At 41.8% G+C, this 18,511-nt stretch carries 18 protein-coding genes and 1 riboswitch; of the genes, 1 reads left to right on the forward strand and 17 read right to left on the reverse strand.

Going from position 1 to position 18,511, the window contains the following annotated elements:
• Positions 1–59 precede the first annotated feature (59 nt).
• The 12 genes from BET01_RS02525 to arcA all read right to left on the reverse strand — a co-directional run bounded on the left by BET01_RS02525 (position 60) and on the right by arcA (position 12,072).
• Positions 60–677, reverse strand: coding sequence for a GNAT family N-acetyltransferase (locus tag BET01_RS02525; protein ID WP_120195169.1), 618 nt, complete (start codon positions 675–677; stop codon positions 60–62).
• 45 nt (positions 678–722) lie between these two features.
• Entirely contained in the window at positions 723–1,472 is a 750-nt protein-coding gene (locus BET01_RS02530) for a class I SAM-dependent methyltransferase (protein ID WP_158584970.1), read from the reverse strand.
• A gap of 64 nt (positions 1,473–1,536) precedes the next feature.
• Positions 1,537–2,004, reverse strand: a complete 468-nt coding sequence (locus tag BET01_RS02535) for a cupin domain-containing protein (RefSeq protein WP_120195171.1) — start codon at positions 2,002–2,004, stop codon at positions 1,537–1,539.
• Positions 2,005–2,066: 62 nt separating this feature from the next.
• A complete protein-coding gene (locus BET01_RS02540; protein ID WP_120195172.1) occupies positions 2,067–3,899 on the reverse strand; it encodes an alpha amylase C-terminal domain-containing protein in 1,833 nt (610 codons plus the stop codon).
• 30 nt (positions 3,900–3,929) lie between these two features.
• The gene (locus BET01_RS02545; RefSeq protein ID WP_120195173.1) at positions 3,930–5,741 is read right to left on the reverse strand and encodes an ABC-F family ATP-binding cassette domain-containing protein; all 1,812 of its coding nucleotides are present in this window, start codon (positions 5,739–5,741) and stop codon (positions 3,930–3,932) included.
• Between the two features lie 27 nt (positions 5,742–5,768).
• On the reverse strand, positions 5,769–6,524 hold the full coding sequence (gene xth / locus BET01_RS02550; protein ID WP_120195174.1) for an exodeoxyribonuclease III: 756 nt from the start codon (positions 6,522–6,524) through the stop codon (positions 5,769–5,771).
• A 93-nt stretch (positions 6,525–6,617) separates the two neighbouring features.
• The gene (locus tag BET01_RS02555) at positions 6,618–7,082 is read right to left on the reverse strand and encodes an arginine repressor (RefSeq protein WP_120195175.1); all 465 of its coding nucleotides are present in this window, start codon (positions 7,080–7,082) and stop codon (positions 6,618–6,620) included.
• Positions 7,083–7,109: 27 nt separating this feature from the next.
• Positions 7,110–7,454, reverse strand: a complete 345-nt coding sequence (locus tag BET01_RS02560; protein WP_158584971.1) for a hypothetical protein — start codon at positions 7,452–7,454, stop codon at positions 7,110–7,112.
• A 22-nt stretch (positions 7,455–7,476) separates the two neighbouring features.
• Complete coding sequence (locus BET01_RS02565) at positions 7,477–8,721, reverse strand: AraC family transcriptional regulator (RefSeq protein WP_120195177.1); 1,245 nt, start codon at positions 8,719–8,721, stop codon at positions 7,477–7,479.
• 147 nt (positions 8,722–8,868) lie between these two features.
• The gene (gene arcC / locus BET01_RS02570; RefSeq protein ID WP_120195178.1) at positions 8,869–9,807 is read right to left on the reverse strand and encodes a carbamate kinase; all 939 of its coding nucleotides are present in this window, start codon (positions 9,805–9,807) and stop codon (positions 8,869–8,871) included.
• 14 nt (positions 9,808–9,821) lie between these two features.
• The gene (gene argF, locus BET01_RS02575) at positions 9,822–10,814 is read right to left on the reverse strand and encodes an ornithine carbamoyltransferase (protein WP_120195179.1); all 993 of its coding nucleotides are present in this window, start codon (positions 10,812–10,814) and stop codon (positions 9,822–9,824) included.
• Positions 10,815–10,833: 19 nt separating this feature from the next.
• Positions 10,834–12,072, reverse strand: coding sequence for an arginine deiminase (arcA, locus tag BET01_RS02580; protein WP_120195180.1), 1,239 nt, complete (start codon positions 12,070–12,072; stop codon positions 10,834–10,836).
• Positions 12,073–12,475: 403 nt separating this feature from the next.
• Between arcA and BET01_RS02585 the strand changes: the two genes are divergently transcribed.
• Positions 12,476–13,333: a helix-turn-helix transcriptional regulator gene (locus tag BET01_RS02585; RefSeq protein ID WP_158584972.1), complete on the forward strand. Its 858-nt coding sequence runs from the start codon at positions 12,476–12,478 to the stop codon at positions 13,331–13,333.
• Here BET01_RS02585 and BET01_RS02590 read toward each other — a convergent pair.
• The 5 genes from BET01_RS02590 to BET01_RS02610 form a co-directional block, all read right to left on the reverse strand.
• Positions 13,312–14,283: a helix-turn-helix transcriptional regulator gene (locus BET01_RS02590; RefSeq protein WP_120195182.1), complete on the reverse strand. Its 972-nt coding sequence runs from the start codon at positions 14,281–14,283 to the stop codon at positions 13,312–13,314. The genes BET01_RS02585 and BET01_RS02590 overlap by 22 nt on opposite strands.
• A 132-nt stretch (positions 14,284–14,415) precedes the next feature.
• Positions 14,416–15,837, reverse strand: coding sequence for an arginine-ornithine antiporter (gene arcD, locus BET01_RS02595; RefSeq protein WP_120195183.1), 1,422 nt, complete (start codon positions 15,835–15,837; stop codon positions 14,416–14,418).
• Positions 15,838–16,244: 407 nt separating this feature from the next.
• The gene (locus BET01_RS02600; protein ID WP_120195184.1) at positions 16,245–16,556 is read right to left on the reverse strand and encodes an energy-coupling factor ABC transporter substrate-binding protein; all 312 of its coding nucleotides are present in this window, start codon (positions 16,554–16,556) and stop codon (positions 16,245–16,247) included.
• 1 nt (position 16,557) lies between these two features.
• The gene (locus BET01_RS02605; RefSeq protein ID WP_120195185.1) at positions 16,558–17,307 is read right to left on the reverse strand and encodes an energy-coupling factor ABC transporter permease; all 750 of its coding nucleotides are present in this window, start codon (positions 17,305–17,307) and stop codon (positions 16,558–16,560) included.
• Positions 17,308–17,436: 129 nt separating this feature from the next.
• A riboswitch (cobalamin riboswitch) is annotated at positions 17,437–17,622 on the reverse strand.
• A 19-nt stretch (positions 17,623–17,641) separates the two neighbouring features.
• Positions 17,642–18,505, reverse strand: coding sequence for an energy-coupling factor ABC transporter ATP-binding protein (locus tag BET01_RS02610; protein ID WP_330512344.1), 864 nt, complete (start codon positions 18,503–18,505; stop codon positions 17,642–17,644).
• Positions 18,506–18,511 lie beyond the last annotated feature (6 nt).

The following is an 18,511-nucleotide window of genomic DNA, read 5'->3' on the forward strand; positions in this document are numbered from 1 at the left end:
CAACGAGGTAAATAGATCCAAGATGTATACTTTTCCCCTAACTTTTTTTATTTAGAAAGCTAATCCCATATCTGCCTTGGTAATTTTTCTTTCACCTTCTCTGGGAATTTCTTATCAAATTCCTCGGTTTCTTCTTTTGTTGGATCAAAGGATTGATCAAACTTAAGAATTCCTCCTATCCCTGTCAGTGCACCTTGAACGAGAGGTTTCACCATAAAAGAGGTGAATTCTCCCTCTCTGTTTTCATCTAGATATATCCCATATCTACTGGCTGATTCAAAGCCAAATCTATGATAATAACGAGAGTTTCCTGTTATAAAGACAGTCTCAAATCCAAGCTGTTCCGCTTTCTTCATACTATGAAAAATTAAGGTCCTACCAAGCCCTTCGCTCTGACAATCTGGTCTAACTGCCAAAGGTCCAAAGCCGACCAAATCAATTCTTTCCCCGTTGTCCATTTGTAATTCTACATTAGAATACATGATGGAAGCAACGATTTCTCCATTTCTTTCTATGACGAAATCAAGTTCCTTTATAAATCCTGGACTCTTTCTAAGATTATGTGCTACCAGATGTTCATTGCAGCCGGGCCTGTAAACATTCCAAAAAGCATCCCGTACCACATGTTCTACCTCTAAATAATCCTTTTCTTCTTCAAGTCGAATGATATCTTCCATAATGTCACTATTTCCTCTCCCCAATATGTTAAACTGTCTAGCCTATTATTTCTGACCAAAATAAAGACCGTGGATACTAGCCCCTAAGATTGCTGGTTCTTCGCAGGTCGCAATATGATACCCATACAATTGCTCCAAACTGTCCTCAGAGGCCCCTTTCATCTTTTCACTTAGAGCATATATCATACCATCGGTCCCAATATTTTTAATTTTCCTGATACCTGATTGATTGGCCAAACGCTCTATTTCCTCTGGAGTTGTATATGTAAAGATAGAGTCCGTCCTATTGTGAAAGATACAAACCGCATCCTCAATATTTTTCAATCCATCTTCAACATTAACCATAAACTGAGCGAATCGATTGATATAGGTAAGTACCAATATTCCACCTGGTTTTAAGATACGCAAGCACTCCTGTATGGCTCTCCTTTGATCTATTTCTTCAGATAGATGATACAAAGCACCCATACAAAGAACTACATCAAAGCTTTCCTCTGCCAGAGCAGACAAATCAAGTACATTCATAACTTGAATATCTTGAAGTAGGTCCGCTCTTTCATGCTGTTTCATAAGATCAACATTATTAGGTACCAGATCACCGGAAATTACACTATGGCCCTGTTCCGCCAAATAAAAGGAGTATACCCCGGTACCAGCACAGGCATCTAGAATCTCACTGCCCGGTTTAAACAATCGGTTAAAGTATTCCACTGTTGTCAGATATTCTAATTTGTGACGTTTAAGCCTTCCATCTTCATCATAACTGTTATAATACTCCACCACTGGATTTTCCAACTTCCCCTTACCCCCACACATATGCAATCAAAAATTTATCACCTATAATACTTGTTTCATACGCTTACTTCTCAGGATTGGGATCTGGATACCAGGTGTTACTTAAATCCGCCCCACGAAAGATCTGTTTTTCCCCATTGGACTTATGCATATACATATCTTCCTCTGGATAATAACAGGTATCTTCCGGCTCATTGGTTCCAACATCCAAGATCTCCAGTGTGTCATTCCCAGAATTATAGAAAGTATGGGCGATATTCTTCCCGGCTGGCTTGCCGATAAAATCTCCCTTACTAACCTCCTTCTCCTCTCCATTTAGCTTAAGAGTTCCCGTCCCGGAAAGTATAAGAAAAAACTCCTCCTGTTGGGAATGGCTGTGATATCTGGTACTGTAAGCACCTGGCGGTACATAATCTATGTTCACATAGATCTTTTGATTTCCAGAAGCTTCCCCTAATGATTTCGTCATTAATCCCACCGCATCCTTCCAGATGTATGGATCAGACAACTTATTTATATTCTTAATGTCCATTCAATTCCCCTCCTGAATAAGAAAAACAACACTTAGATCAACAAAACGCTTTTACCAAACCATTATTTCCCCATATATACTACAATCGTCCTTGGTGGAACCAAGAAATTTCTTCCCTCAACTTTGAATTCCTCACCAGAACCATACATACCGTTTCGCTCTATCTCATCGGTATGAAACACAATATGCCAGGACTTCCCTTCCTTTAGACTAGGAAGATCGAACTTATGAGGTTCCCAATGCATGTTAAAGATCACATAGAAGTTCTCATCCATTGTCCCATCTGCTTTTATCCCATATGCTCCACAATAGAAAACGCCAAGCTGTCGTCTGAAATTCTCAAATTCCGGGCACCAGGTCCTAACTCCATGATAAGACATATCAGGCAGACCACAAGCCAAATAGTCCATAAGCCTTGGTTCCTTACTCATATGAAAGACAGGGTGAGACTTTCGAAAGGCAATAAGCGCTTTTACAAAGTCTAGAAGGTCCTGGTTTTTCTTCACCAGATTCCAATTGAGCCATGTCACTTCATTGTCTTGGCAATAGGCATTATTATTGCCTGATTGGGAATGGCCAAACTCATCCCCCGCCATAATCGAAGGAGTTCCCTGACTTAGAAACAGAAGCAAAAATGCATTGCGAAGCTGTTTCTTCCTTCGCTCCAAAATTGCCTTTTTTCTGGTAGGTCCCTCAATACCACAGTTCCAGGAATGATTATAGGGATTTCCGTCCAGATTCTTTTCCCCGTTCCCTTCATTATGCTTGGTATCATAAGAAACCATATCCATCATAGTGAACCCATTGGTGGAAGCCATATAGTTGATAACTGCCCGGTCAGAAGGATTATTCCTCATACGAAAAGCCAGATGTTTCATCTGGTCCTCATCCCCTTTAAGCACCCGTCGCATATCCACAAGAAAATCGTCATTGCAATCTGCCAGATGCTTATCTTTCTCCCCAATCTTTTCCTCCCAGGAATGAGCCAAAAGCTTGATTTTACTTAAATAAGGGTCATTTCTTAGTAATTCCAGAGGAAAATAACCGGTCAGGTGAATTCCATCCAAATGAAATTCCTCTGCCCAGAAACGTACCACATCAAGAACAAAAGAAGCCGGTTCCTTTCCGGTAAAATAAAGTTCCGTCATGAGTTCCAGCCCTTCCTTATGAAGAACCTTTACAAGATTCTTTAATTCCCGGCCTGGATCAGTCTCTAAAGATGCATAGGCGGCCTTGGGAGAAAAGTAAAACCCGGGACCATATCCCCAATAATTTATTTTTCCGGTAGGTTTATCCACACCAAAGGGATTTCCTTGCACAAGTTCTGGAAGAATCACTTCCTGAAATTCATTGACCGGCAAAAGCTCCACCGTGGTGATTCCCAGATCCTTTAAGTATGGAATCTTTTCAAGGATTCCCTGAAATGTTCCCTTCCACTTCACGCCAGAGGAACTATGCTTTGTAAACCCTCGACAATGAACGCGGTAAATGATCGAATCTTCATAAGGAATATATGACAGCGAATCTCCCTCCCAGTCAAAATCGGTTCCTTTTACGGGAGAGAGGAAGATATCTTGTGCACGTTCTAAGTCGCCCCAGGCCTCCCGGCCCAGAAATCCGTTTCCATAAGGATCGGAAAAACGCGTTCCATCAATATCAAAACAGTAGGAAAGACCGGTAAGATCGTTTAAAAGAACCGTCATGGAGAAGACATTTCCTCTTCGAAACTCCGGGGGAAAGGTAATAATTTGTGACGGTTCCATCTCCTCATCTTTAAATAGCAAAAGGCGGCAGTGCTCTCCTTCTGCGGCTGTGCAAACATGAATCCCCTCAGGAACTATATGAAGTCCCATAGGATAAGTTCTATCTCCGGCCTTAATCCTGTACTGTTCCATACCATTTTCTCCTCTGCCACTTCGTCCCTTTTACTGGTTTTTAATCTGATCTGCCAGTTCATTTAAGTACATCCAGCGTTCCATCTTTTCTTCCAGAAGCTGTTCTTTCTCTGACTTTTCATTCATTAAAGTATTTAATCGGGTAAAATCTCTGGCTGCATCCGCCATTTGAACTTCCAGCCCTTCCAAAGATTCTTCCAGTGCTCCAATTTCGTCTTCAATGGTATCCCATTCCTTTTGTTCCTTAAAGGAGAACTTAAGCTTTCGTTCTGATTTAGGCTTTTCCTGTTTCTTTTTCTCGCCGCTATCATCCTTTTTCGAAGTGGTATCCTTTTGCTCCGTTCCCTGAGGACTTTTCTTCTCATAGGCAATCTGATAGTCTGTATATCCTCCCTCATACTGAACCACTTTCCCATCCCCTTCAAAGGCTAAGATGCGTCTCATCACACGGTCCAGGAAATAACGGTCATGGGAAACCGCTATGACAATTCCTGAAAAGCTGTCCAAATAATCTTCTAAGATAGTAAGGGTCTGAATATCCAGGTCATTGGTCGGCTCGTCCAAAAGTAACACATTGGGAGCCTCCATAAGAATCCTCAACAGATAAAGTCTTCGTTTTTCTCCACCAGAGAGCTTTTCAACGGTGGTGTACTGAACGCTGGAAGGGAATAAGAACCGCTCTAACATCTGAGATGCACTGACACTTCCGTCCTTTGTTTGTACGTACTCTGCCACATTTCTGATATAATCGATGACTTTTAAGCTGCCATCCATGTCTTCACTCTCCTGAGAGAAATACCCCATCTTTACCGTCTGTCCAACTGTAACGGTACCCGCATCCGCCTCCTGCCAACCAACGATGATTTTCATTAAGGTAGATTTTCCACTTCCGTTTGGTCCGATGATACCGATTCGGTCATTCTTTAAGAAGATATAGGTAAAGTCCTTCATTAACACCTTATCCCCATAGGCTTTACAGATATGTTCCAGCTCCACGGTGGTTCGACCAAGGCGGCTGGATATAGAATCTAGTTCAACGGTCTGATCAAAGTCCAGACCTTTCTGATCCCGAAGGGTCTCAAACCGTTCGATATGAGCCTTTTGCTTGGTGGAACGGGCTCTGGCTCCCCGCTGCATCCATTCAAGTTCCACTTTTAAGATGGACTGGCGCTTTCTCTCAGAAGCAATTGCCATGTCCATACGTTCCGCCTTTAGATTGATATACCCCCCGTAATTAGCCTGATAGTTATAAAGTGTTCCCTTATCAAGCTCCACAATCCGGTTGGTCACACTGTCTAGGAAATACCGATCATGCGTTACCATTAAAAGTGCGCCCTTAAAACGGCGAAGATAATCTTCCAACCAGTCTGCCATACTGCTGTCTAAGTGGTTGGTAGGCTCGTCAAGAACTAAAATATTCGTGGTAGATAACAAGACACTTACTAAAGCAACTCGCTTTCTCTGTCCTCCGGAGAGGGTCTCAACCTTAGAATCAAAGTCAGTAAATCCTAACTTAGTAAGCATGATCTTTGCCTGGCTTTCCAGATCCCAAACGTGTTCATGCCCTTCATTATCCCGGACAATGCTCTCAATGATGGTATCTCCATCCTGAAACTTGGGGTTCTGAGAAAGGAACCTGATATCTAAGTTCCTTCCCTTTACCACATTCCCTTCATCTGGCTCCTCAAGCCCGGCAACAATTCGAAGCAGCGTAGATTTACCCGTGCCATTAATGCCGATTAAACCTATTTTATCTCCTTCATTAATGCTGAAGCTGGTATCATCAAACAACAGCCGTTCTGTATACGATTTTGTTAAATGTTCTATAGTCAGTAAATTCATTGCTTATCCTTTTCTCCTGTCTGTCCTTTAGCGGATCACTAACTCCACTGGGCAGTGGTCCGAACCTAAAACCTCTGTATGGATGGCTGCACGTTCAAGCCTGTCCTTTAAACTTTCTGAAACGCAGAAATAATCAATACGCCAGCCTGCATTCTTTTGTCTCGCGCTGAAACGATAGGACCACCAGGAATATACGCCCTCTAAATCAGGGTTAAAATAGCGGTACGTATCAATAAAACCTGCGCCTATGAGACTTGAGAACTTCTCCCTCTCTTCATCAGAAAATCCTGCATTTTTACGGTTGGCCTTTGGGTTCTTTAAATCAATTTCTTTGTGTGCCACATTTAAATCACCACAGAAAATCACGGGCTTATTTTCTTCCAGCTTCTTTAAATAAGATAGAAACGCTTCCTCCCAAGTCATCCGGTATGGAAGACGGGCAAGCTCATTCTGGGAATTGGGCGTATAGCAGGTGACCACATAATACTCTTCAAATTCTACCGCAATCACTCTGCCTTCTTTGTCGTGTTCCTCTTCCCCGATTCCATAAGCCACAGAAATGGGCTCTTCTTTTGTAAAGATAGCAGTGCCTGAGTATCCCTTTTTCTCGGCATAATTCCAGTACTGATGATAGCCAGGTGTTGGAAGATCAATTTGTCCTTCCTGTAGCTTACTTTCCTGGATACAAAATACATCTGCATCCATTTCATTAAAATAATCCAAAAATCCCTTCTCCACACAAGCTCGAAGGCCGTTTACATTCCAGGAAATCATTTTTTTCATCATTTTTCACCTCAAATCAAAGATAGGACTAGTATACCATTTTCCGTTGGATTCGAAAAGGGGGCTGTGCACGAATTGCCACAGCCCCCTTTCTTAACAATTATTTTCACGAAACTGTACTGCCAGTTGTTGGGTCGTCCCTTCCCTTGTAATTACAAAAATAGTATCATTTCCGGCAATGGTTCCAACAATCTCACTCCAATGCAGCTCATCAATGATGGCACAGACCGAAGCCGCCATCCCAGGCTCGCAGGTTATCACGATAATATTCCCGGAATACTCTACCCTTTTTACTGCCATAGAAAAAAGGACGAACAGCCTGTGGGAGATCTGATGCTTTGGAACCCTCCGGCTCTTAAGGTAGCCATCTCCGTTTGCTCCCTTTATTAAATTCATTTCACGGATGTCTCTGGATAAAGTCGCCTGGGTTACTTCAATTCCTTCCAATTCCAAACGCTCTTTCAGCATGGCCTGCGTTGTGATGGAATCGCTCTCTATTATTCGAAGAATCAGCTTCTGCCGCCTTTTTTTCATAGTTTCATATTCAAATTCATTCATGATATCCACCTTTTGGCATGTACCTTCCTAAACGACTTCAACCCCAGGTTCTACATCACGATCCGGTATCATAAGAGACAAGTCCCCATTTAAGTCCTCTGCTAACATAAAGATTCCTTCAGACTTAAGGCCAGCCATTTTCATGGTCTTTAGATTATCAAGGATTAATACTTTTTTTCCAATCACCTCGTCCGCCTTATAATACTCCTTGATGCCGGAAAGAATCTGACGCCTTTTATCTCCCACTTCTACCTGAAAGCACAAAAGCCGGTGAGAATGATTCACTTCCGTACACGCAACGATTTTCCCCACCTTGAATTTCATTCTGATTAAATTATCGTAGGTAACATATTCATTTTCTTGATATTCCATGATACTGCCTCCTTTTCTTACGTTAATTGACAAGCTCTGCCTGGACCATTCGGAATTGATTTGGTAATACATGCCGAAGCTCAATAAAATTCCTGCGGAATGTCTTTACCGTGCTGTACCCTACCTCAATTGCAATGTCTGTAATGGGCATATCCGAACAAAGCATCAGCTCACAGGCTTTGTTGATTCGAAGTCTGTTTAAAAAGTCATAAAAATTAGTTTCAACCTGGATCATTAAATGCCGGTTCATATCCTCAATGGATATACCAAATCGGTCAGCTACGAAAGAAGCCTGGATTTCCTCCTGAAAATTTCGGGAAATATATTCCACTAGCTGGTAAGCCAGTTTTCTTTCTTCTATGTTCATAATGTTTAAGACTTTTTGATAGGTCTTCCGGTAATTGGTGATCTTATTTTCCATTCGGTAGGAAAATACTTTTGAAATATGAGCCGCATCAACATATCCTAGAATAGGCGCCATATCCTCCAGAGTTAAATCTGTATACAAAAGATAATTGAGCGTTTTCATAATTCGCATTTCATTCACCAGTTCATGAAACGTCAGCCCAGTCTTTTCGTAGATATACATCCGAATCGAAGACCTGCTTAAATAGAACTGCTTTGAAATTTTTTCCAATGTCATTTTTTCACTTAAATGCATATAGATATAGCGCAGAATCAGGATTCTGTTATCACAGGCTTCCACCTTTTTACAGGACGCCTCCTTCCTGGAATCAATGGCTCGGCAGAATGCTATGATCAGGGAAGAAATCTGCATAATCACATTCATTTCCTCATAGGATTTACGTTCTCGAAAATCCATGACAGATTCGATGCCCACCTCCTCCCTGATTCTGAGGAACAGATATTCTACCTCTTTTTCCATGTCTCCCTGAGGAAAAGCATAAGGCGTTTCTTCGAGTTTCTTTAATACCGAAAGATTATCACGAATACTGGAAGAAGATTTCAACGTATCCGCCACCACATCATAATTATATTTCACAATCTCAAAGCTTAAAGGTTCCTTAACATCAGTAATCTGGGTGCATTTCCAGGGTAATACAGAGAGCAGTACCCCAGCCTTTAATTCATAGGGAACCATATCTACCACAATGCTGCCCTTTCCTTCCTTTACAAAAATAAATCTGGGACTTTTGTGATATATGGGAAATGTTCCTTCTATGATTGTTTCGTAATCAAAGGTGCATATTTTTTTAATATCAATCTTTGAGCAGAACTGGGTTTGCAGTTCAATATACTCCTTCATCTTATCAAATCCTTCCAGATTTTTCGCAGCACAGCCTTATAATTTTTCGTATATTCATCGGTTATGCTGTTATATAAATCATTTTATTCACGCTTTGTTAAAAGCTATCCCATTTTACTTTAGAGCAAATAAAATGGGATTTTTTTATTATTTACGAATGATTCTAGTTCCTGTGTTTCCACTGAGCGCTTCTGAAACCTTTTCCAGCGAGCAGATGACAGAGATTCCCTCTTCTTTATTTTCAATAAACTTCATGGCTGCTTTTACCTTTGGAAGCATGCTGCCGGCGGCAAAATGACCTTCCTTTACATATTGCTCTGCTTCCTTTAACGTGATCTGGTCTAGATCTTTCTGATCAGGCTTTCCAAAATGAAGAGATACCCGGTCCACGGCGGTCAGAATCACAAATGCATCTGCATCTACCAGTTCTGCTATTTTTTCTGCTGCCAGATCTTTATCAACCACCGCTGCTACTCCATGGTAAGACCCGTCTGCTTCCTTCACCACAGGAATCCCACCGCCTCCTCCGGCGATGACCACATGATTGGCATTAATTAAAGTGTTTAAAGAAATTCGTTCATAAATACTCACCGGCTGGGGTGACGGAACTACCCTTCGGTAGCCCCGACCGGAATCCTCCACATATTTCTGGCCCGTCTCTGCCATGAGACGATTTGCTTCCTCTTCACTATAATATCCGCCAATAGGCTTGGTTGGATTTTGGAATGCCGGGTCCTGGGGATCAACGATTACCTGTGTCAACATGGTAATGACCACCGTATCGTTAATGCTGTTCTTTACCAGTGCCTGATCAATCGCCTGCTGCAAATGGTATCCTATGTATCCCTGACTCATAGCGGTACATTCCGGAAGGTGCATCTCAGGCACCAGCCCTGCTTCATGCCCTTTCTCAAAGGCCAGATTGATCATCCCCACCTGAGGACCGTTCCCATGACAGACAATCACTTCATATCCTTCTTTTACAATATCAACAACTGCTTCCGCTGTGATCCTCACACGTTCAAGCTGCTCATCTGATGTATTTCCCAGCGCATTTCCGCCAAGTGCAATTACGATTCGTTTCACCCTGACCCACCTTTCTAACAAAGTGTTGCATACATCACTGCTTTAATCGTATGCATACGGTTTTCTGCTTCATCAAAAACCTTGGAATATTTGGCTTCAAAGACTTCATCCGTCACTTCCAACTCTGAGAGTCCAAATTTCTGGTAGATATCTTCCCCGATGGCTGTGCTTCTGTCATGAAAGGAAGGAAGACAATGCATGAAGATTGCCTGATCTCCTGCATTCGCCATTACTTTTTCATTGACCTGATAAGGGCTTAGTAATTTAATACGAGTCTCCCATACCTCATCCGGCTCTCCCATGGATACCCAGATATCCGTATAAACCACATCTGCCCCTTTGGTTCCTTCTTCCACATCTTCGGTTAATGTAATGGTACACTGGTTTTCTGCTGCGATTTCCCTGCATACAGCAACTAAATCTTCTGCCGGCCATAAATCCTTTGGGGCACAGGCCGTAAAGTTAAGCCCCATCTTGGCACACGCCACCATTAAAGAATTTCCCATATTGTTTCTGGCATCTCCCATAAAGGTGAAGTTGATTGTCTTTAGGTAACCAAAATGTTCTTCTATGGTCAGAAGATCTGCAAGCATTTGCGTGGGATGGAACTGATCTGTTAACCCGTTCCACACCGGCACTCCTGCATAATCAGATAGTTTCGTGACCAGCTCCTGACTAAAACCCCTGTATTCAATTCCATCATACATTCTTCCAAGAACTCTTGCTGTATCCTCAATGCTTTCCTTTTTTCCCATCTGAGAGCTTCCTGGATCAAGGTAGGTGACTCCCATCCCCAAATCATTGCCCGCTGCTTCAAAAGAACATCTGGTTCTAGTAGAAGTCTTTTCAAATAATAAAACGATATTTTTTCCCTCAAGATATTTATGAGGTGTATTGGTTCTCTTTAGGTTCTTGAAGTTTTTGGAAAGATCAATGAAGTAACGAATCTCCTCCGATGTAAAATCTAATAATTTTAAAAAACTGCGACCTCTCAAATTAACTGGCATCTTATTTATCTCCTTCTTTTTAGTAATTTACAGGTTCCCGGTCCAAAGGCATGCTCATACAGCGAGGACCCCCTCTGCCTCTGGAAAGTTCCGCACTTGGAATTTCAAGTACGTTTAAACCCCGTTGTTTTAATAGCTCATTGGTCTTTCTATTACGCTCATATGTAACAATGGTTCCCGGTGAAATGCACAGTGTATTGGAACCGTCGTTCCACTGCTCTCTTTCGGCCGCAATCATATCTTCACCGCCGCACTTAATAAGCTCTACCTTTTCAATTCCAAGACTGTGTTCTAGAATGGTCTCAAGATCCGAACTTAATACCTCCACATTAATTTCACCTTTCTTGATTCCTTTTACGATCCGATATACACGAAGCGGTCCAAGAATTCCGGGATGAACGGTGAATTTATCATAATCAATCTGGGTAAATACCGTATCCAGATGCATAAATGCACGTCTGTTTGGGATATCAAATCCAAGAATGGTCTCAATGGTACTGTTTTCATTATCAAAAATATTCTTTGCCAGCATCTCAAGAGCATCCGCTTCCGTTCTCTGGGAAATTCCCACTGCCAGCACCTTATCATTGATATTTAAGATATCTCCGCCCTCAATGTGGAACGCATTGTAACGATCGTAATACTTCTCAACCCTATCCTTAAAATCCGGATGATATTTAAAGATATACTCCCCGTAAATGGTTTCCCTGTTTCTTGTTACAGAATACATGCGGTTTAAGCTGACTCCTTCTCCGATACAAGCAAAAGGATCACGGGTAAAATAAAGGTTCGGCATAGGATCAATAACCAGTTTGGAAGGATCACTCATAATATCAACCAGGGAATCGTTCTTATTATAATTCAGTTCTTTTAATACAATTCCTTCCATGGATTTCAGTACAAGTGCTTTGCTGTCATCTTGATACTGCATCATATAATCATAAATTTTCTTTCTATATAATCCAGTACTGATCCCAGCCTCATTGATCCACTGCTTTACGAATTCCTCCTTAATCTCATGGCTTAAGTCCAGCACCTCTGCCATAACATCTTCCAGATACAATACTTCAACGCCATGATTTCTTAATATTTCAGCAAATGCATCATGTTCCTGCTGGGCTGCCTCTAAATAAGGAATGTCATCAAAGAGAAGCCTCTCTAACGTGTCTGGAGTCAGATTTAACAATTCCTTTCCGGGTCTGTGAAGCAAGACTCTTTTTAATTGGCCAATTTCACTTTTTACATTAATACCCTGCATAATCAAAATCCTCCTTGTGTGTTTTTCATTGGCATATGTCTGAGGTTACACATCTAAGCGCTCACGACTCACAAAGATTACCACCAAAAAAGAGAGTTTGGAATAAACTTTACGAACTATTTTTATGCATAGTTTACAATTTAGACAAAACCTTTCCCAAACTTTATACAATTTGCCCAAAACTTCTTGACAGTAAATTTATAATTTGTTATGCTAAAAATTAATTCCAATGATGAAAAGGTGGCATAAAAAATTGCTCTACTTCTATGATAATATACTTGTAATTTTATTTTCCGGCGTCTGCCTTCTGGCATTCTGCAGCTGCTTACGCAAACGGAGTAGAACCTCTGCCTATATCGCAGGGCTGTTTTTCTGCCTGTTACTCAACCAGCTGGCTACATCCATGGTCGAATTCCTGCCTGAATTCGCCCGTATTTATGATGCTCTTTATGAGACCATGCCCATATTCAATACCATCAATGCCATCTCTATCGCCGTCTGCCTGCTGAGCCTCTCCTATGAGTGCGTACCGGATAGACCCATCCCATTATACGAATACTTCATCCTGGTTGGATTCGGCCTGCTCTTACTCTTAGTACCCACCTTAACGAACACTCCCTTCCACCTGTTTTTATACAGCTCTGCCCTTCTTTTCTACCTGCTTTACAGAGGAATCTGGTTCTGTTTCCTGATTCATCAAAAGATTCCCAAATCTCTCCATGCTCATAATGCTGGCATGATCCATATACTTTCCTTTATTGCCCCTTTGCTTCTTCTGCTGGGACTGGCGGAAAACTATGTTAACATATTTGATCTATGTTCCCATGGAGGCATTTACTCCTACCGGATTTTTTCATTTGATTTCCTGTTCGGCCTGAGTTCTGTATTTTGTATCCGTGCTTATGCACAAAAAGAAACAGCCCCGCAAACATGCGAGGCTCAAATTCCATCCTTATCATCTATCATAACAGAATCTGTGCCCAGCATTTCCCGGGGCACAGAGATCGGTATCTTTCATACCTTTTGCAACGCCTATTCTCTTACTCTGAGAGAACAGACTATCCTTGCAGAGCTACTGCATCACGCAACTTATCAGCAGATTAGTGATAAGCTGCTCATTTCTTCCTTTACCGTAAAGTCACATGTACATCATATCTGCAAAAAAACAGGAGTGATATCCAAACAAAACATATGCGAGTTTTATGAACGCTACAAAAATTCCCTTCCGGATGATGACATTCATTCCCTTCCGTCTTCATAAAATTTGCGATATTTTAAAATCAGCTGGGACCGGTTCTTTGAATCCGTCTTATCATAAATACCGTGAGCATGGAATTTCACCGTTCCCACAGACAATCCTAATTCATTTCCCATTTCCTGATAAGTCTTGTCTTTTAATAGTAAATAAAGCACATCCCGCTGGCGATTGCTCAACGCATATTTGGTGACAAACAAATCCTCCAAAACTTCAACCGCTGTTGCCTCCTGTACCGTTTCATTCAAAGGCTGCTCTTCTTTCATACGAATCAGCTGGACAAATCCACCCTTAATTACTTTCACTGCCAATATCACAAAGAAAAGATCTTCGCTTACGTTGTGCTCCATAAACACCTTCAGATGAAGGATATTGACCACATACTGAAAATGAAAAATTACCAGGCTATCCTCAATCAGAATCATTCCTGCAAAAACACCGGCAAGGATAAAAGTCGGCAGGTATCGCTTCATACGCATCCGATATTCCGGTTCCCTGTTGATAGCGCAGGTGAAAAAGAAGTATGCCGAAAAACCTGCCAGGTAAATCTGCCGGATGGTATAAAATATCCAATGCTGTCTTACCGACGCATTCAAATCTCCCACATAAACCGTAACACAGATGAGCGGTAAAAGCACCACTGCGTGAAACACTCCTAACTTCTTCTCCAGTACATCCACAGTTAAGAATAAATACAACGTACTTATTATGACTCCGCAAATCATCTTAACTCCCAGATAGGTTAGAACATTATAAGTCCCCTGGAAAAAAGGGATTCTAACCAGAAATTCCGACATGAAAATAATTATGGCGTTCACGCAGTAAAAATACATCAGTATGCCCAGCCCCAACTGGCGAACATGCTTTGTTTTACAGTATACCGTTACATTTATCGTACATGCACAGACAAATACCATAATCAGTACGATATCAAAAATAAATATAATCGTTCTCATTGAAACCTCACATTATCCGAACAGCTTATCACCCCTAAGATCCCATGTTACGGTAACCGGTATTTTTTATTGCCCAAAAACTGATCATACCATTTCAAAATAATACCTGTCAATTTACTTCCAAACAAATGATTAAATAGCGATCCTGCCGGTCACCAGCATAACAATAGATGATAGGGCACCTGCTATGATAAACAAGATCACAATGACCTCTTTTTTTGTAAATACAGTTTCTTCTCTATGTTCTTTTCTTGCCTTTATGTAGAGAAAGATTCCAATGATATAAACAAGCATGCACATCAGAAAATATCCAATGCCGGATGCCCAGATGGCCCATGCATAAAAAGCCGTACCCAAAACCCCCACAGCCAGCTGCAAGAGTTCTCCCTTTTCCTGGCGATGCTCATAGGAAAGTTTGATCTGGTACACACAAACCAGAATCCAGGTAATAAATATGGCAGCCGTACATAAGGAATAAGCAAAATTGTATGCTTTATCCGTAAACAACAGAGTGAAAATAAAAACCTGAGAGAGAGCAGACATAAACACCAGGGAGAATGTGGGCACATTCTTATCATTTACTTCCCCAAATTTTTTAGGAAGTAGATTCTGATTTGCCATCAGCAGTGTTGTTTCAACTGGAAGCATGGTCCAGGATAACCAGCAGCCTGCAACAGAGATAATCATTGCGATATTGATAAAAGCTGCCCCCCAGGGTCCTACAATCGAGGAAAGAAGATATGCCATAGTTGGCTGTTTTAATTGACAGATCTCAGCGCGGCCCATCAGACCGTAGGGAAGCAGAGAAAGGAGTAAATAGATACCCAAAAGTCCTATTAACCCCAATACGGTAGCTTTTCCCGCCGTTGATTTGGTCTTTGCCCGGTCCGACATCATGGCTGCTCCTTCAATTCCTACAAACACCCACATGAGCACCATGATACTGGAGTTTACCTGGGACAGGACATCTTTTAATGAAAAGTTTCCTGAAACAGTTCCCCAGAAATCCGCCGTGAACACATCTGCCTTAAAAGCAATGATTGCCGCTATCATGAAGAGAAGAAGCGGAACCAACTTGCAGACGGTAATGATTGTATTTAAAACAGCCGCACTTTCAATTCCCTTATTTACCACAAAACACATCAGCCACAAAACCACACTTGCCACAATGATAGAAAGCAGATTGCTTCCATTTCCCAATGCGGGAAAAAAATAGCTCAATGCACTCATCATAATAGTTGCAAAGGCAATGTTTCCAAGCCACGCCGATAACCAGTATCCCCAACCACTGATAAAGCCGCCAAAAGGCCCAAAGGTTTCCGTTGCGTAGCTAAAGATTCCGCTTAATTCCGGACGTTTATGAATAATGTTGGTAAGTGCCAGACACAGCATTAAAACTCCTGTTCCACTAATAATCCAAGCAACGATGGCCGCTCCCGGGCTTGTCCCTTTTGCCATATCCGATGCAATGCCAAATATCCCACTACCAATGGAAGAGCTGATCACCAGTGCAGTCAAAGCAATCAGTCCCAATTTTTTCGTATCCTTTTCCATAAAAACCTCCTACGTATTGATTCTTTCATCGTATAGAAATTTGGAAAAAGATGTCTGACTCCAACGGACTGTTTTCTTGTAATTTGGCACTTAGTTTTTTTGCCCGTCCAAATGCCTATTATGATAAAACCATATAATATGCGCAAAAACCTTGGATCCGGCTAAAAGGAGTTTGTTTATGCATGAATATTTGAATATAACTAAATTTTTCAGCTTCTCTGTTTGATACAAATTAACAACAGATATCCCGCTTTTTTTCCTTTATTCTCCCTTTCAGCTTTATAAGAGCGTAAGAACATCTCACATCCCCAACGAAAAAGAGCGCTTGTATTTGTGTTCTTTCCCACAAAAACAAGCGCTCTTTTACTTAATGACCCTCAGTTACCATAAACGGTATTCCCATTTGATTATTTATCCTGCCATTTTTTCCGTTCCACAAACCGTCCCATGAAAAAGGCTAGAACTCCCACTCCGATTCCTGTCTGGAGGCAGAAAAGAAGGCTTTCCACTTCCCCTGGAAGCTCTCCACCGATCATGGTTTCAAACACCGGAGTAAACCATGGTTCATATTCAGCCCCACGAATTTCAGAAATCATCTGGCTCCCTGCATCATCAGAACCACCAAATTCCGCTCCCTTTATAGCAAAGAGGGGAATGACTGCAATGAGGCAAACCAATAACAAGAGCACCGCCATAATTTTTTTATTTTTCTTTGTCATCTTATCCCACCTCCTTGGAAAATCCCATGGATTTCAGCTCCGGAAGAGCATAAGTTTCAAGGGCCATAATAATAACCGCAGTTAGGATTCCCTCGATGATCGCTAATGGAAGCTGAGTCGGGGCAAATACGCTTAAGAACTTGATCGCAGAAGCACCTACGCCACCAACCTCAGAAGGATAGGCAAAGGCAAGCTGTATGCTAGTCACACAATATGTAAATAAATCTCCAAGCATGGCGGCTAAAAATACACTGACCAGTTTATTGACCTTTAAGCTTCTGCATAATTTATAAATTCCAAAAGACACGAATGGTCCTGCAATCGCCATGGAAAAGGTATTGGCCCCAAGGGTAGTAAGTCCTCCGTGTGCCAGCAAAATCGCCTGAAAAATCAGTACGATAATTCCCAGAATGCTGACGGCTGACGGCCCGAACAAGATAGCACCAAGACCGGTTCCCGTCATATGGGAACAGCTTCCTGTCACAGAAGGAATCTTTAAGGAGGAAATCACAAAGATAAAGGCACCTGACATGGCCAAAATTGTGATTGATTTCCTGTTCTCCCGAAGGGACTTTTTAATGGAGAAAAACCCGGCCGCCAAAAACGGTACGCAGATTGCTCCCCAGGCAATGCAGTACCCTGATGGTAAATATCCCTCCATAATATGCATGGCATAGGCGCTTGGAATAATTCCAAAAGCCATTGCAAATGCGGTTGCAAGCTTCATGATACTTTTCTCTTTCTTACTCATTTGTTATTCTCCTTCCAATAAAATAAGCACCTTACATCCGACGATTCCCACTCATCAGACAGGCGCTTTTTAAGGGAAATCTCTGTATCACAAAAAGATCTCCCCACATGGGTCATCACTCGTAACCAATGCGCAGCGAAATGAAAGGCAGGTCTTCTGACTCATGCATCAACGCAACAGTTTCTCTTCCCAGTTTCCCAGTGATTTATTAAACTGCGCTTCACACTTACAGCGGCGGGACCGTAAGGGACTTTCACCCTTTTCCCTATTATCCTGCGGAGAATTTTCACAGGCACCTTTCACAAAATACTCTCTTATTTTAATCCTAATACCATTATCTGTCAATTTCTTTCGCTCTGCACGAATTTGCCTGTAAGAGGCTCTCAAGCTCCCTTGCATCTTTGGGGCAGACAACTTCCTCTTGTAAGACTCCATGCCTTACCAGACTTTCAAATACATCCATAATAACAGGTTTTCTTAAATTTGCTTCCTCCAACACATCAGGAGAATCAAACACCTCTCTGACCGGACCATCTGCAATCATACAGCCCCCGGAAAAAACAAGAGCACGCTCCGCCCATTGGAAAGCAAAATCCACATCATGGGTAGATATCAGAAGAGTTTTCCCCAAATTTGTCATCTCATCCAGAACATCCTTTAACATCTTAACATTGACTGGATCAAGAGACGCAGTCGGTTCATCAAACAGAATCACTTCCGGTTCCATAGCAATGATATCCGCTATGCTGACCCTCTTTTTCTCTCCACCGCTTAAATAGTGGGGAGGCCTGTCCTTCATTTCGGTTAAATTCATGGAAGCCAATGCAGAATTGACCCGTCCTATCACTTCCTCCTTGGGAAGCCTTAGATTCATAGGCCCAAAGGAAACCTCTGAAAAAACCGTAGAGGCAATGATCTGGTTATCCGCATCCTGGAATACGATTCCAACATTCCTTCTCAGTTCATTGATCTCCTTTTTTCCGATTTCTTTTTCCCGGTAGAAAATCCTTCCCAAATCTGGAGTAAGAACCCCGTTAAGAGTCAAAAATAAGGTGGATTTCCCAGCTCCATTGGAACCAAGTACCACAATCTTTTCTCCCTTTTTAACCGTTAGATCAATCCCCTTTAACGCCTCTTTTTCCTGACCGTAGGAATATCGCAATCCCTCTGCCTTTAAAAGAACTTCTTCCACAGCCACACCTTC

The sequence above is a fragment of the Lacrimispora algidixylanolytica genome (genome assembly GCF_003609635.1).
Classification (GTDB): domain Bacteria; phylum Bacillota; class Clostridia; order Lachnospirales; family Lachnospiraceae; genus Lacrimispora; species Lacrimispora algidixylanolytica.